This window comes from Pseudoalteromonas sp. MMG012, assembly GCF_018100875.1.
Classification (GTDB): domain Bacteria; phylum Pseudomonadota; class Gammaproteobacteria; order Enterobacterales; family Alteromonadaceae; genus Pseudoalteromonas; species Pseudoalteromonas aurantia.
This window is the reverse complement of sequence record NZ_JAGJEF010000007.1, coordinates 103425-119846: the sequence shown is the minus strand read 5'-3', so window position 1 is coordinate 119846 and position 16422 is coordinate 103425. Positions and strand designations below refer to the sequence as shown.

Sequence of the window (16422 nt, the reverse complement as noted above, 5' to 3'; positions counted from 1 at the left end):
CCGCTATTACTGCATAAAAGCGCCTTGATATTGAACGAAATATCATCATTGGATTGTACGTAAGTTTGTTTTCAAAACATTTTCTACTCCAAAACCCTTATCCAAACCTGAGATTACTTACTTTGTTGGCCGCTGATGAGTGCTGATAGCCAGCTAATACTGCGCACGCCGAGCATAGGAAAGGAATCGCTATGGCCTGCGGACTCAATGACAATTTTTTCAATTTTAAGCTTTTATCATGTCTTTTGTGCAACAACTCCACAAACTCATTGACGTGAATACCTAACTTATCTTCCAACGCACCGTATGAGATGAATACATTGGCATTGAGTTGCTTATGTTGAGTGCCAAGCTCTAATAAGTGAGGAATATCGCGCCAAAGAGATGGACTGCCGAGAATATAGTTTTTGAACGTATCAGGCTTCGCCATTAAGATATAGCTACCAAATAATCCACCAAACGAAAAGCCGAAATAAGTACGATTATTTGGGTCAGCGTTATATTGGTTTTCGATATATTGAATGATGTCGTTTCGTATAAATGCTAGGTGATTGTTTGCTTGACCCCGCTGATGTTTGGCTTGAACTTTGGGGTCGCTTGATGCTCTTATTGAGAAATCACGACCACGACTTGCACTGGCCTCTTTGTCTTTTAATGCCCCTTTGGTGTTTATTTGCCAGGAAATCCCTACTAAAATGGCATTTTCCATGAGAAATGCAGTCGCACCCGATAACAACTCCATATGCCACTGAGCGTCAGTGTAATAAATGACAGGATAAGCTGTATCTTTATGTTTGTCATATCCCTCAGGCAACTTTATATACAGTTCGTATTGCCTGTCTTGCTGTGTGTCTTTAATTGGTATTACGTGTGTATGGGGTAACGTGAAAGAGCTTGCGCTACTTACATTTGCCGTAAGTAGGAGGAGTATACAAGCCAAAGTGATTACCCAATTATTTTTAATGTTCATTATGTTACTTCCTTATCAATTGCTAAGCCATATTGAAGACGTTGTTTCAGGTTAAAGACTCAAGTTCACTGTATCGGCATTGTGTTTAAAAGACCTGACGTTTAGCTGATTTGTATATGATATGATGTGTTGAGTTTTATTGTATTAATTATCAATTAGTTATATGTCAATGTGTGGTGTATAGAGCCGCTTTGCCTGCGTATGTAACATTACTCACACGGCCTTGTTTCAGTGTTTATATAAGCGGTGCTTGCACTTTTGTATTGAGACTTTGATAATATCTTTGTAATTTACGGGGGTAAAAGAGACCTGAATGAGTACAACTAAAAGCAGTATCTATTCTATAGCGCAGCTCGGACATGCAGTATTAAGAACGCGAGCTGTTGAAGTTGAAGATATTCTCAGTGATGAATGTCAGCAACTCATCAATACAATGATGTTGGCGGTATCTGAAGCGGGTGGCGTGGGTATTGCTGCACCGCAAATACATCACAGCAAGCGTATTTTTATTATGTGCTCAAAGCCCAATACACGGTATCCACAAGCGCCACTAATGGCACCAACTGCGATTATTAATCCTGAGATTTTGCATTATTCAGATGAAAAGGTAAAAGACTGGGAAGGGTGCCTAAGTGTGCCAAGTATGCGAGGCTTAGTGCCAAGATATAAGCAGATAACAGTACGGTATTTGGATAAACAAGGTCATGAGCGTCAGAAAACGTTGACAGGCTTTATTGCACGTATTTTTCAGCATGAGTTAGATCACTTAAATGGGCTCACGTTTATTGACCAGTTAGAGTCGATGCAAGATTTAATCAGCGAAAGTGAGTGGTATCGTCAGTTTGCTGACAGCAACTGAGCGAAACTTCAATGGAGAAGTTGCAGCCAATAAAGGCGAATGCCCTTGGCTAACTTACAACGCCAGATATTAACAGACGTTGTAAGTTAGTATTCATGTAAAGCTTATTTATGTTTGCGACGACGCAGCACCGCGAATGGTGCCGCTAAAAGTGCAAACCAAGCAAGAGAACCAGACGAAGACTCTGATGATGCTTGAGTCACTGTTGGCGTAGGAGTTGGCACAGGTGCAGGCTGCTCAGCATCGGTATCCACGACATTCTCAATATTTATTGTGATGGCAGCTGGGTCTGATGTATTACCTAACTTATCGATAGCGATGACCATCAAAGTAGCGATATTGTTCCCCGCTTCAAAATCAAGGACTGCTGAATTAGCAACAACGATTTGGCCATTATTATTAACTGAAAAAGCGGTGTTAGTTGATGACTTTACTAAATACTCAGTAATTTCAAGGGTATTTTCTTGCGTTACCGATTCAAGTTGACCAATCACTGTACCAGTGGCTGTATTTTCCTCAACTGAAAACTCAGCAGCAATGAGTTTAGGTGGAGTATAATCCGCCGCACTGTCAATCACATTCTCGATATTTACCGTTACTTTAGTCGCTTCTGATTCATTACCTAATGTATCAACCGCAATGACCATGAGTGTTACTGTGTTATTACCCGCTTCGAAATCAAGTTCACCAGCGACTAACACTTCACCTTTATTATTCACGGTCAACGCAGTATGTGAAGACGATTTCACAGTATATGTTTTTACTTCAAGGGTATTTTCTTGTGCTTCTAACTTTAGTTGCCCAATAACGGTACCTTTTGCGGTATTTTCCGCAACAGAGAACTCGGCAGCGATGAGTTTCGGTGGCGTATACTCTGCAGCACTGTCAATCACATTCTCAATATTAACTGTCACTTTAATGGCTTTAGATTCATTACCTAATGTATCAACCGCAATGACCATGAGTGTTGCTGTGTTATTACCCGCTTCGAAATCAAGTTCACCAGCAACTAACACTTCACCTTTGTTATTCACGGTCAACGCAGTATGTGAAGACGATTTCACTGTATATGTTTTTACTTCAAGGGTATTTTCTTGTGCTTCTAACTTTAGTTGCCCAATAACGGTATCTTTTGCGGTATTTTCCGCAACAGAGAACTCGGCAGCGATGAGTTTCGGTGGCGTATACTCAGCTGCGCTATCAATCTCATTTTCAATGTTTATGATTATTTCAGTTGCTTTAGATGCATTACCAAATATGTCGGTTGCAACAACCATTAACTTAGCAGTGTTATTACCAAGTTCATAGTCTAGCTCGTCAGAGTTGACTACGACAACTTCACCCTCTTCATTAATTGCAAACGCGGTATGTGTTGACGATTGAATTTCGTATTGAGTAATCTTTTGGTGAGCTTCAAGGTCGCTAATAACGAGTTTGCCAATCGAAGTGTCGTTGGCGGTGTTTTCAGCAACAGAAATCGTCATAGGCAGCAGTACGGGGGCTTTTAATGGATTTTCATACTTTAGCATTGAAGAAGTAATAGGTAATAATACCCCTTCAAGTTCACTAGAGGTGAGTGCAAACGCAGAGTCAGCATTGATGTACACTGTTTCACCTTGCTTAATCTCAGTGACAGTTTCTCCCGTTGCATTTGTGAATGTTGCAGGAGATGTTGCGAATGTCGTTGTACCCTTGAGTGTATCGGTGACGGTATCTATCGCAATCTGATAACCATAGCCTACAGAGGCTTCAATCGTGATAGCATCTCCAAGGTTACTACTGGTAAGGCCGATTAAGTCTGAGCATCCTGAGAATGTGACAGTATTTGAGCCTGAGGTATGATACATGTCCGATAAATATGCCCATTGTGGTGCGCCATCAACAATAGGACCACTAACGGTACGTGAGCGACCAGGTACTGCAGCACTGCGGCCTACATCACTATACTGCGCTAATGCGTAGTCATACGTGCCGTCGTTATCAAGGTCTAAATTCATTGCATAACCACCTGCCCGACGCAAGTGTGTTAGCTCATCACGCAGCATGATTGAAGCAGTAAATGCCACACCAGTATGACACCCATCAGCCGTTACAGCGTTAAATGTTGTGGCTAGAATGTTGAAATCTTTTTCGGATTGACTCACCTTAGTACCGGTTGCAACTAACTGCTCTGACATAGGGGTAATATCTTTGAAGCCGTTGTTAGTCAGCGCGACTTTGAAATCACCCGCTGCACGTTCATAACTTAGTTTTAAACCAACATGTGCTTTTGGTAGGGCATGATAAACAAGGTGTAAATCATGGTCTCCGTCAGTATTTGGGTCATCAAATACTAATGCGCCATCAAATTCAGATAAAGTCAATGCAGGGCTACGCTCAGCTAGCTCATCCGCATTAAGTGGGTTCTTCAGTTTCCACTGTGGTAACTTAGCAGGGTCAATCGTCAAGGTTACATCAAACTCAACAATTTGACCTGCTGGTACAGTAACAGATTCAGGCATTTCCCAGCTAGCAGCACCCGTTGCAGCATCATTTTCATAACGCGCTTGCGTGCGAAGGTTATAGGTCTTAGCTTCGTTTGAGAAGTTTTTCAATGTCACAGTTTTAGTGTATGCCGTTACTTCTGACACATTCTCAAAACCAAATGACAACGCCGCTTGGTTAGTATCAAACTCTGAATGATATACCCATGCTGCAACCGGTGATTTAACTGCTTTATCAACGTTCACTAAACCTGCACCAATCAAACTAATCGGTGCCAATGGTGAATCAGGGTTAACCGATGTTGCTTCAACTGTTACGTTCAGATCAGCGGTGTTCATGATGGTTGCTTTAATTTCTGAAGCATTACGCTCTGGTAACGCTTCACGAACAAGTGCCACAGCACCTGCTGTCATTGGACCTGAGAACGAAGTACCCGTTGCGCCTGCCACTTTATCTTGCGTACCCGTTGCTGCAACTTGAATGTTCACACCTGGCGCTGTGATTTCTGGCTTTAATAGACCATTCACTGAAGGACCACGTGAAGAGAAGTCTGCCACTGCATCAGCAACATTCTTCATCACTACTTGGATTGCATACTCAGCCGTTTCACCCGCTGCTAGTTTATCCTTTATTACTTTACCCGCTTGGAAGTTCACACCTACAGAGAAGATAGTGACTTCTGTAGAGCTGCCACCCATTGGTGCTGGAGTACCATTGTCGGTGTTATTAGCAATCAGTACAAATGCCGCGCCTTTAGCTTGTGCATTTAATACTTTAGTGTCGAATGCACATGCACCACGGTCAATCAATACCGCCTTACCTGTGAAGTCCACATCGTCAGCAAATGCATCACAACCATTTTGGTTTGCATCAGGATATACAAGCTCTGTATTCGTGTTGCTGAACGTGAACGCGCCTTGTGGACCAAAGCTTGCAGCTTGAATAACCGTCTCAGCACCTGCAACAGTACCGGATGCAATACCTTCTTCTAACGTTGGGTGTGTCATTGCACCCACAGATAGTGCATTTGGTGTTGTACTTGGACCACCAATACGAAATGGGTGGTCACCATCGTTACCAGCTGAAACGACCACATTCACGCCTAAGCCAACCGCACGTTGAATAAGGTATTGTACACCGCTACCTGTGTATGTATTACCGAATTCACCACCGAGAGACATGTTGATCACATCGACTCGGTCTGAAATATCGCCATCCCAATTAGGATCCATTGCTGACTCAAGTGCCGCAGCTTGTGCTGCACTAGGACAACCACCGCCACAGACAGAATAAACATACAATTCAACGTCTGGTGCAATGCCTGTCACCGAGTGAGATACCGATGTACCGTGACTTGTTGGTTCATCCTCTTCAGAAGGTACCGCTGGATCATGCTCAATTGGATCGGCATCGTTACGCATATAATCGTAACCGCCTTTGACTTGACCTTGAGGCCATGCAACCGTTGTTGGATCGGCTTGAGCAGCGTCATACGCTTCAACAGTACCGGCAGCTTCATTGAAGATTTTGTGAGTATAATCAATACCCGTATCTAGTACAGCGACCTTTTGGCCCATACCTGTAGCCAAACCTTCAGTACGTACTGGCGTTGCTTTAATGTAGTCAGATGATTCTGCAATGTGCAATTCAGAATCAAACATAGGTAACACACGTTCTACGCGTGCGTCTTTTTCAATCGCTGCTAGCGCTTCTTTTGACGCTTCAACAATGAGTGTAGGGGCTAAAACACGTGTTTGACCAATAACTTTTGCATTGAAGTCTAAACTGTTTAGTTCAAGCGTTAACGCTTCTTGAAGTTGTGAAATTTGCGCCATTGTTGCACGTGTATCACCTGACTGGTATGTACCCTGAGCATATAAATTTGCTGCGGACGTTGCTTTTAGCACAATTAAATAGGATGTTGGCGCATTCTTTTTCGTATCTTGAGCTGCAAATTTTACAGCCTCGAAATTGGTAAAATTACTGACCATATTGGCAGTATTAGCAGAGACACCCGCTGTGAGTAATACACTACCTACTGCAGCTGCAATTGTTGATTTTTTTATAAGCTTAGACATACATTCCCTAGGAGTCATTGGTAACTGATTCTAACGATCGTTACTTTTATTGTTAACAAATATGCAGGTATTTGTTTTTTTTGTTCCTAGTGTTATACATGCGAAAATGGACATAAATATAGTGTAAAAATATCAATAAAGTTATTTTATATTTAATTCATACTTAACTAGTTTGAGTTTTAACCAATGTTGCCTCCTCACCCGTTTTATTATAACGGAATATTAAAGCAACTCTTAAACTAAAAAGTCAAAGCTTGCATAGCTATGCGAAATAATATGGCATGATTAATTTGTCCAATATAGCCAACAATAACAATAAGGAAAGTTCATGGAATTTGAAGTAGCAAGAGATACATCAAAAGCGTTGTGTGATATGCCACAGAAAACATTTTTACCCAGTGGAACCATTATTAGCTTGATTGCTGAGCAGGCGAAGCTTACACCAGAAAAAGTGGCGATCATAGAAGGTGATTTGTCGGTAAGTTATGAGCAGCTGCTAGCACGCTCAGATGCTTTTGCAGCGGCGCTAGCTCAACGAGGCGTGAAGTCGGGTTCCTTGGTCGGGGTATGTATGAGTCGCTCATGGGAGCTAATTGCTACTTTATTGGGGGTTTTAAGGGCGGGGTGTGCTTATGTGCCCCTTGACCCAACATACCCACAAGAACGAGTCCATTATATGTTGTCACATTCCAAAGCATCAGCAGCCATTGTTGAAAATGAGTATATGGCGCACCTATGCCAGATAGCACGGGAAGTCATTCATGTTGATACGATTAAAAATCAAGCCATTGATAATGTTCTGGGTCCAGAACCTACTGATTTAGCGTATGTGATCTATACCTCGGGGTCTACGGGGAAACCAAAAGGGGTTGCGGTTGAGCATCGCAATGTGGTGGCGATGAGTCATGCCATGGCAGAGCTGTTTAGCACTGAGGAGTTATCTGGGGTATTGGCTGCCGCTTCGGTGTGCTTTGATACATCGGTGATGGAGACTTTCGGTACGTTGTCACTTGGTGGCACTATTCTGATGGCAGATAACGCATTGGCTCTACCTAAACTTCCTTATGCAGATAAAGTAAAAATGTGCGTTATGGTACCTTCATCGATGCAAACCTTATTGGGCACCGATACGCTTCCCGATAGTATTCGGTGTGTGGTGTTTGGAGGTGAAGCTTTGAAAGCGCCGCTAGTAAATCAAATTCATAACTTGGCATTTAAACCAAGGGTTATGAATGCGTATGGTCCGACCGAGGACACTGTTTTTTCTACAATTAATGAAATTCCTGAAGACACTACTCGTATTACAATTGGTCGCTCTGTCGTAAATTCAAGGGCATATATTCTAAATGATGCAATGCAGTGCACAGCGATTGGTGAACCCGGTGAATTATATTTAGCTGGCAGTAAACTCACTCGGGGTTATCTCAACGATGAGAATATGACAACGTCACGCTTTGTCACTCTGACGCCGACTGACCAGATACCTGAAACTCGCTTATATAAAACGGGAGATCTATGTCAGTGGAGTGAAAATGCAGAGATAGAGTTTTTAGGCCGTATTGATCAACAGGTTAAAATACGAGGTTTCAGGATAGAGCTAGGGGAAGTAGAGTCAGTACTTGAATCGATGAGTGAGATAGGTGTAGCAGCGGCGGCTGCGCTTGATAGTGGGACTGGTCAGCAAATTTTAGTAGCTTATGTGGTAAACCAAAAAGGTAGCGTAACGAGTCAGGCTGTGAAGGCGTTTTTGTCAGAGCGATTGCCAAAATATATGGTGCCTCAGTTTATTATGCAGATGAGAGCGTTACCTTTTTTACCAAATGATAAGTTGGATCGTAAAAGCCTCCCAGATCTTAATACTGTGCGTTTAGCTGCTCAGCATGAAGCAAGCGGTCAAGTGAGTAATAAACCGCAAGCGGGCTATGAGTACAGTTCAGTGTTACTAACGATTCAAACGGAAGTGGCGAGCTTGCTTAATATAGCAGAACCAGAGCAAGTGCTTTGCGACCTACCATTTGATAGTTTTGGTATTGACTCACTAAGCTCGCTAGAGTTACTCAGTAGATTACGAGCGGCATTAGAGTATAAGTTACCACAGAACAGCCTTGTTCTATACTCGACCCCTCGTGCTTTAACACACTTTTTTCTAGACCGAATGAATCAAAGTGTAAGTCAAGCATCCTCTGAATCTAGTTTAATGATAGATCATAACAATCCTAAACTTGAAACACTCTCCGGATTTCAGACGCTATTGCAATCTAGTCACCCGACTTTTCAATCAGCGAGCGCCCCATCTTGGAGTATCGCCGATAAAAGTGTATTGGTAGAGCAAGTCACTGACATGGTCAATAATAATCAACGCAACCCATATGGAAAAGTGCTCCGTACGGGGAGCTCTGCAACGGGGGTTATTGGTGATTCATATAATAAAGAACAAGATAGGAACGCTATTATATGGTCAACGAATTTATACTTCGGTTTAAACCGCGATCCAAAAGTAATCAATGAAGCCGTTCTTGCATTAGAACGCTTCGGTACTGGCATGGGAATTTCAGCCGCCGCGACTGGCATGACAGACCAACATGTTGAGTTTGAAAATGAGTTTGCAGAGCTTGTGGGTAAGCCTAGTGCATGCCTATTTCCGACAGGGTATACCGCTAACTTAGGGGCCATTTCGGGTATATTAGGAAAAAATGATACGGTCGTTATTGACCAGCTTTGTCATGCCTCTATTGTGGATGGTGCGCGCTTAAGTGGCGCTAAAATTAGAACATTTCAGCACAATAGTGCGAGTGACTTGGCGTCGGTGCTCGCCTCTGAAACATCACCTTATCATACAACTTTAGTGGTGTTAGAAAGTGTCTATAGTATGGGTGAAGGGACTGCGCCAGTTGCAGAGATAGTTCGAATCGCAAAACAATATGGTGCGTTGACTTTAGTGGATGAAGCGCACTCTTTTGGCTTCTATGGTCACTCTGGAGCAGGTGTTTGCTCACAGCAAGGTGCAACGGATGATGTTGATTTTATTATGACAACGCTGAGTAAAGCACTGGGAAGTATTGGTGGGGTAATAGCTGCGAGTAAAAAGCACATTGCACTGCTGAAGTCATCTTCACGGGCGTATATTTTTCAAGCGTCAATTAGCCCCGCTGATATTGCAGCTGCTCTGGCTTCTTTAAGATACTTACGTACTGATGATAGTTTGCGTGAACAATTATGGAACCGAACGCGTTATATGCGTAAGCGCTTTACAGAGGCTGGGTATGATTTAGGCACTGGCGATGGTCCAATAGTGACCCCTCACTTTGGTGATAAAGATAAGCTCTATGCGATCGTGCAAGGGCTATATGAGCGCGGTATTCAAACGCTGGCGGTCACGTATCCGATTGTTGAAATGGGGCGAGGACGATTAAGGTTTATTTGTTCAGCAGCACACACACATGCCGATATTGACCGCACACTTGAGGCACTTATTGAGACAGAGCAAGAGGTAAATCGAGCTTTTGCGGCATCAGAAGATACATTAATAGCAGCGTGTGAAAGTAATTTAGACCCTCTATCTATGAGTACAAATATTCAAAACTGGGTAAATGATTTTTCAGCTTATTTGAAGCTTGTTTGTAAAGCACCAATAGAAACTGCACCTGAGTTGGTGTTATCGATAGTTGCTCATGAAAGTCAGGCTCCAATCTCGATTATGCTTAGGGGCGGTAAAATAACCTTAGAAACAGAGTATTCTGTTGATTTGCCGTATTGTACTGTGTCTATTGCAGATCCTCAGATGATAAAAGGTTTATGTGAAACTAATGTGCAAGCCTTGCTAAATAGCATTTGTAATGGTGTATGCGTTGTAAAGGGGCAAACGGAAGTCTTTATTTGGTTTATAGCGCGTTTGTGTGAGTATCAGGAATATAAGTATGAAAAGCAAGATGTAAATTGCATTGAGTGATATTTATCAGCGAAATTTTTACTGTATGGTATCGGCTAAAGTTATATTCAAAAATCTAACATTAATGCGGGGCAGCTCGCATTACTTACAATAACTCATTTGGCTAATAGTTTAGTTGAATGACTAGTATCATAAATTGTCATATATCGGAGCTGTACTTTGCAGGACTATAATCTTAGTGTGCTTTATATTATTGATGGGCTCTGAATGTGCAACTTGAAGAAGAAATTAAAGCGTTATATAAAACCTTTAGATTTTGTATAACGTTTTATTAGACGAAGTATTGACGTAATTTCTTATCTACGAGACGATAGAAGATATAAAAAGTAACGATAACTAGGAATTATTTGACATGTTATTTTCAGCCAAAGATCTAAGGCTTGATTTTGAAGGTAGGGATACAGAGCTTGAAGATTACAATGAGGCTTTAACTAAATCACCAAGTAACAAGTCAGTAGTTCATTTTTTATGTGGGGAGTCCGGAGTAGGTAAAACTAGGCTCCTCAATGAAGCAGCTAAGTCTTTATCTAAAGAAAACCTTGATCATTCCGTGACGTATCATGATATATCTGATGACACTAGAACAAAGGGAAAGCTATTTTCCAATTTGTTGCTAACCTTATGGGTATCATCTACAAAAACAACAAGGACTAATAAGAAAAGCTTTTCGGCTTTTTTAAAACGGCGGAAAATAACAGAACCTGCAAAAAAGGCTTTATACAAAGGCATTTATAACGCTCTTCAATCGTTACCCTCTTTCGGCAAAGCGGCCGCCGCATTATTTGAAAAGGATTTTAAATACGAAGAAAAAACTAAACCCATCGAAATTGATATTTTTCAGTTGCTAAAGGACTTTTTTGAGTTTGCAGTAGCTCCTAGTAAACACACACTGCAGATTGATAACTTTCAGCGTTCAACTGATAGTGAAAAAAGGGAATTATCTGCTTTGATAGATAGCTTACCTAACGAATTTTCTGTTTCACTTGTTATCCGACAGGATAGTAAAAATACGTTATTTGACCCATATTATTTGGAACACTTTCACCAATTTCATGCCGTTATTCAAATTCTTCCAAATTTGGACCATACCTCAATCCAAAACATTCTCAATAATTCTTTTCCAAACATGAATGGTTACCAAAGAGATCAGTTGTTTTTAGAGTGCTTAGAGTCGACGAAAGAAAATACTCGAGAAATTGAGCAGTTTATTATTAATTTTAAGTTGGCTAACCGGCTAAAAGAACAAAATAAAGCTTCAAATAAAAACAATCCTATTGCAGAAACAATCAATCAATTAGGTGAAATAGAGAGAGCATTGTTAATCATTACATCTTTATTTCCAGAGGGAATAGATTTTGATTACATTCGGCTGTTTGTCGAAGAGGATGTTAATGCAACTAGAACTCTCAATTTGATGGAGGTTGTTCGATTTCTAGTCGAGTGTAAGCTTCTTTCTATTTTGCCTGAGCAAATACTTCGAAAAGCAGGGTTTTCTAGTATCGAAATTGAATCGATTAAAGCTAGCCACGACAAAGTTATTAGTGCGGCACGAGTTACCATGAGCGATGAGGAAATAACAGAAGTGCGCGCTCGACTAGTAGATGTTATTAGCAGGTTTGCGTTCACATGTATGGACGACAACAAGCATATAGAGGCCATGCTTCTTATAATGCAAATAGCTACATCTCAGGAGTTGGCTAAGCATGTTGAATCCATGGAGCGAACAGTATCTATTTTACATGAACGAAATGGTTACTTTGATTTGAGTTTACTTACTGAGCAAGTTCTAGAGATATTAGATTCATCTAATAATTCAGCAAGTATTTTTAGTTTAATTACCATTACAAGATTACTAGATGCTTGTGTTAAAGAGTCCAATTTTAACACCGCTAATAGATTACTCGATAAGCTGGGGGAAGCTAGAAGTCCAGAGGTGTATAACTTATATTCGGCAAAAGTTTCTGCTCAGTTATATTTCTATGATATCGCATTAAGCCATACAGCTAACTTGTTACACTCTTCAGAGGCATTGTCAGTTCACTTAAATATTTTACAGCATCAAAGACAAGAAAGTGAAGCAAAATCAATTATTCAAGATAGAATTTTAGCTAAATTGAATTACCCTCGAAATGACTTTGAAGCAATTATATTGAGAAATAGTGCTCACTTATTTCCCTATGAGAAATCAGTTGGTTTCCTCAACAAAGCTCTTGATTGGTTTGAAAACAAGGAAGATATTTTCACGATTGCAACATTGCATAATAATATTGGCTTGAATGAGCTATATAATAAAGAGCCAAATATTCAAGTAGCCCGAGAACATCTGCATAAAGCCAGAAATACCTTGTTGGATATCAACTCCATAGAAGCTTACCAAGCAACTTTTAATTTAGGTGTATGTGATGTTTTAGAAGGTAAATATGATACCTCACTAAAACGATTGATCACCGCATACAACATGGTTCCTAAACCATTAGAGTATGACCGTTTGAAGTTTTTAGCGACAATTTTAATTGTAAAAGCAATGCAAAACAGTGAAGAATTAAAAACGACCATATCTAAACTAGAAACTATGAGAATAGATGCAAATGAGATTAGCGATCCTTGGTTATCTTTTATGTTAAAGAAAAACCTATTGATTTTGAAACGTTCTAAATTGAAGGATTGTGAAACTAACCAAATAGACAAAGAAATAATGGAGTGCGACAACTTATACCCGGGAGATTCCTCACAATACTCTGTTTTTACTAGAGGTGAGGGGGCAATACCTTTATTACTGGCTCCATCCCCTCATTGGCGATTTTAATATTTTATGAATAGCTTTCCAATATTTTTTTAGTATCATTTGCTAGGTTATTATATCCCTTTAAGGAGCGTAATATAATTGATGCTAAGTCCCGCACATGATTTTCAGAGAAGCCTAAGGTTACCATCATTAAAACACCAATTCTCAGTCCAGATGTAACTGAAGCAGGTCTAGGGTCATTTGGAATCAAATTTCTATTAGCTAAAATACCATTAATTTGAAGGTTCTCTTCAGCTTCTTTCCCTGAGATCCCTGATTTCGATAAATCTATTACAACTAAATGTGTATCTGTACCATCAGTATATAGCTTGAATCCAGCATCCTTTAGCTCAGTGGCAATGATTTTTGCAAAATGAATCGCTTTATTAGCATATTCTTTTACATCCATATTATTTAACTCTTCCAACATTATTGCTTTACCAATGATTTCAACAAACATCGGAGCACCTTGGGAAATAGGAAAAATGGAGCGTTTAGTTTGTTTTTCAAAATCTTGAGCCACGAACATCATTCCCCCTCTTACGCCCCTAGTTGTTTTGTGAGTTGTCATGGTAACGAAGTGAGCGTGGGAAAATGGCGATATGTGCAGGCCGGAAATTACGTAAGAAGCCGTATGAGATAAGTCCGCTAATAATAAAGAATTTACCTGTTTCGCTATATTTCCTAGTATTGCATAATCTATTTCTCTAGGGTAGGAACTCGCACCAGCAATTATTAAGTTAGGTTTCACTTCCTCTGCTAGGACTTTCAGTTCTTGGTAGTCGATTCTTCCATTTTTCACATTGTAATGCTCCACATTAAAATAACGATTAGTGAAACTCCAATGTGAAACATGTCCCCCAGAAGCTAAATCCAAACAAAGAATTGTATCCCCAGGTTTTAAAACTGCGTTGTAAACTATTTGATTGGCTTGTGTTCCAGAGTATGGTTGAGTAGTAAACCAGTATTTTTCACTGCCTTTAAAAAGAGCCTTTGCTAATTCTTCAGCATAGTTTTCGATTTCATCGAGGTTATCACAACCTGGAAAATATCGGCTGCCAGGGAATCCTTCGCCAGGGTTTGCATGAAAGGGTAACGTCCTAGAGTCGAGTACTGATTGAAAGGGCCTATTTGCACTCCCTATTAGGTTCAACACTTCAATTTGACTATTCTCTTCTGACTCAATTATTTTTTTAATTCTAGGGAATCTATCTCCCAAAAAGTTGGCTAATGCTTTCATTGATAATTCCTAGTTATCGTTACTTTTTATGTAATTGAACTCCTAGTGTTGGCTTTGGCTATTTTACGTTGTAGGACATTGTCATTTACGTGGGTATAAAGTTGAGTTGTTAGTATACTCTGATGCCCTAAAAGTCTCTGAACATACCTTATGTCTACTCCTGACTCTAAAAGCTGACAAGCGGCAGAGTGTCTGTACATATGAGGGGTGACTTTATCAACTTTTGCGGCATCAGACTCTTGCCTAAGTAATTTCCGTATGAAATGTGATGACGCAGGCTTTCCTCTGCTATTCACTAGTAAATAATCATGGTTTGGGTTGGTTATACTTCTAACTATAATATAGGCATTGACTAAGTCTGCTATTTCTTTGTTGGTTAAAAAGACAAACCTTTCACGCTGGCCTTTTCCGAGGATTAGGATCTTTTTTTCGACAATAGATATGTGAAGTAAGTTAATATTAACTAATTCACTCACTCTGATCCCAGTAGAAAATAAGAGCTCAACGACCAGTAAGCTTGTTAATTTGTTTAGCTGCTTAGGCTTAACTATTAGCTCTTTAAGTTTAGAAGCTGTGTAGCTATCTTCTTTTTCTAGGTTTAAAGCTGCTCTGGCTGATTTTAATATTTTACGTAGATTACTCTTGGGAATATTTCTTGGTAGTTGCTTTGGTATTTTGAGTGATATGTCAGCTTTGTGGAACGGGTTAACTATAATGATATCTTCTAGCTCCAACCACTTAAACATTGATTTTAAGCAAGCAACTCTTCGTTTGACTGTTCTAGCACCTAGTCCCATTTGGTGTAACTGAGAGACGTAATATTTTAGCTGGTTCTTGTCAAAGTTTTGAACCTCTTGAACTTTTGTTAATTTATTGAAGCACGCCAAATCTTGCTTATATGCTCTTATGGTATGTATAGAGAGTTGCTTATTGTATTGGCAGTGAGATAAAAATAGGTTACAAACTTCGTGAACTAACATGTGTTTTCCTGAATATAATAGCGACAAAAGGTTAAATAGCACCTTTTAGTGTGTAAGCGCAGAAATTTCGAAATGTTTAAGTCAATTGGCTTATTTAAAGAGAGAAATAACTCAATGTAACGAGCAGTGATTCTTGCTCAATGGCATTCTTATATGAGGTAAATCGGCCATTGTTAACCTGTATCAAACGGCTTTAACTGCGGGAAATCAGTATCACCAGTACATTCATCTAGTAACTTCTGTGCATTCTTAATACTTTATTGTTGTAATGTTCTGTAATTTAATAAATTTTTCATCCATGTAATAATCCCCCTATTATAAACATAATAAAATTTCACTATGGAACGTCGCACTTTCTTAAGAACAACCTCAGCACTATGCTCAGCTGGTTTATTTGGCCTTTCTATGCATACTAATGCTAATGAAAAGACTATTTCAGGGGATGATAAAACGGAACGTATGTCTATCGCGAAGTTAAGAGACCTTAATATCGCTTTTCCTACAATGATTGCTGTAACCCCAACTGGTGAAACCATAGAAGTGCAGCGCAAACCGCGGATTATTCGTCGGTATGCACAACATATTTATGTTTACTTTGAGCAATCGAAAGAAATAAGTGTATTTTCTTTGGCGGGTGAACGTACAGGCAAACTTCCTTTAACTGACAATCTGCAGGCAATAAAAGATTTTGCAATTGATACACAGCTGCAATCACTGTACGTTATTGAATATGGCCACCACCAAATTACAGTACTCGACTTTGATGGGCAAAAGGTGGGAGATATTGGTGAGTTCGGTATTGAGTTATTACAGGATTTAAATGGGCCAAAAAGTATCACCGTCGATGAGCGTGGTAAGGTGCATGTTTTAACGAGTAACGACAATATTATTAGAGTGTATTCAGCCAATGGCGCATATGTTTCGTCATACAATCATATTCGTCGTAGCAGCAGTAAGCTCAGGCAGTTAGATGGATGTAAGGTGATCACTGGAGTGGGCGGCAAGTTCAATGATAGTGTGACCGTGTTATCCGGTTATTAACCTGTAAAATGTATAAGCACCGCCTTTTTATTTTAA

At 40.1% G+C, this 16422-nt stretch carries 8 protein-coding genes; 4 read left to right on the top strand and 4 right to left on the bottom strand.

Going from position 1 to position 16422, the window contains the following annotated elements; all coding sequences use genetic code 11:
* Positions 1–97 precede the first annotated feature (97 nt).
* Positions 98–970 (bottom strand): alpha/beta hydrolase, encoded by an 873-nt coding sequence (locus J8L97_RS04215; RefSeq protein WP_247688524.1) that lies wholly within the window; start codon positions 968–970, stop codon positions 98–100.
* Between the two features lie 313 nt (positions 971–1283).
* Between J8L97_RS04215 and def the strand changes: the two genes are divergently transcribed.
* Positions 1284–1829 (top strand): peptide deformylase, encoded by a 546-nt coding sequence (gene def, locus J8L97_RS04210; RefSeq protein ID WP_211047997.1) that lies wholly within the window; start codon positions 1284–1286, stop codon positions 1827–1829.
* A gap of 104 nt (positions 1830–1933) precedes the next feature.
* Here def and J8L97_RS04205 read toward each other — a convergent pair whose 3' ends face one another.
* Positions 1934–6391 (bottom strand): S8 family serine peptidase, encoded by a 4458-nt coding sequence (locus tag J8L97_RS04205; RefSeq protein WP_211047996.1) that lies wholly within the window; start codon positions 6389–6391, stop codon positions 1934–1936.
* Positions 6392–6719: 328 nt separating this feature from the next.
* Between J8L97_RS04205 and J8L97_RS04200 the strand changes: the two genes are divergently transcribed.
* Positions 6720–10340, top strand: a complete 3621-nt coding sequence (locus J8L97_RS04200) for an amino acid adenylation domain-containing protein (protein ID WP_211047995.1) — start codon at positions 6720–6722, stop codon at positions 10338–10340.
* A gap of 352 nt (positions 10341–10692) precedes the next feature.
* The gene (locus J8L97_RS04195) at positions 10693–13146 is read left to right on the top strand and encodes an AAA family ATPase (RefSeq protein WP_211047994.1); all 2454 of its coding nucleotides are present in this window, start codon (positions 10693–10695) and stop codon (positions 13144–13146) included.
* A 4-nt stretch (positions 13147–13150) separates the two neighbouring features.
* Here the strand turns inward: J8L97_RS04195 and glyA are convergent, their stop codons facing one another.
* Together glyA and J8L97_RS04185 are read right to left on the bottom strand one after the other, a co-directional pair.
* Positions 13151–14365, bottom strand: coding sequence for a serine hydroxymethyltransferase (gene glyA, locus J8L97_RS04190; protein ID WP_210998016.1), 1215 nt, complete (start codon positions 14363–14365; stop codon positions 13151–13153).
* A 26-nt stretch (positions 14366–14391) separates the two neighbouring features.
* The gene (locus tag J8L97_RS04185; RefSeq protein ID WP_211047993.1) at positions 14392–15345 is read right to left on the bottom strand and encodes a tyrosine-type recombinase/integrase; all 954 of its coding nucleotides are present in this window, start codon (positions 15343–15345) and stop codon (positions 14392–14394) included.
* Between the two features lie 405 nt (positions 15346–15750).
* Here J8L97_RS04185 and J8L97_RS04180 point away from each other — a divergent pair, with 405 nt between their 5' ends.
* Positions 15751–16386, top strand: a complete 636-nt coding sequence (locus tag J8L97_RS04180; RefSeq protein ID WP_211047992.1) for a hypothetical protein — start codon at positions 15751–15753, stop codon at positions 16384–16386.
* Positions 16387–16422: the final 36 nt, after the last annotated feature.

What these genes read in the sequence shown, in the direction of transcription:
- J8L97_RS04215 (WP_247688524.1), bottom strand. Translation starts at nt 970, where the DNA reads ATGAACATTAAAAATAATTGGGTAATCACTTTGGCTTGTATACTCCTC.
- def (WP_211047997.1), top strand. Translation starts at nt 1,284, where the DNA reads ATGAGTACAACTAAAAGCAGTATCTATTCTATAGCGCAGCTCGGACAT.
- J8L97_RS04205 (WP_211047996.1), bottom strand. Translation starts at nt 6,391, where the DNA reads ATGTCTAAGCTTATAAAAAAATCAACAATTGCAGCTGCAGTAGGTAGT.
- J8L97_RS04200 (WP_211047995.1), top strand. Translation starts at nt 6,720, where the DNA reads ATGGAATTTGAAGTAGCAAGAGATACATCAAAAGCGTTGTGTGATATG.
- J8L97_RS04195 (WP_211047994.1), top strand. Translation starts at nt 10,693, where the DNA reads ATGTTATTTTCAGCCAAAGATCTAAGGCTTGATTTTGAAGGTAGGGAT.
- glyA (WP_210998016.1), bottom strand. Translation starts at nt 14,365, where the DNA reads ATGAAAGCATTAGCCAACTTTTTGGGAGATAGATTCCCTAGAATTAAA.
- J8L97_RS04185 (WP_211047993.1), bottom strand. Translation starts at nt 15,345, where the DNA reads ATGTTAGTTCACGAAGTTTGTAACCTATTTTTATCTCACTGCCAATAC.
- J8L97_RS04180 (WP_211047992.1), top strand. Translation starts at nt 15,751, where the DNA reads ATGCATACTAATGCTAATGAAAAGACTATTTCAGGGGATGATAAAACG.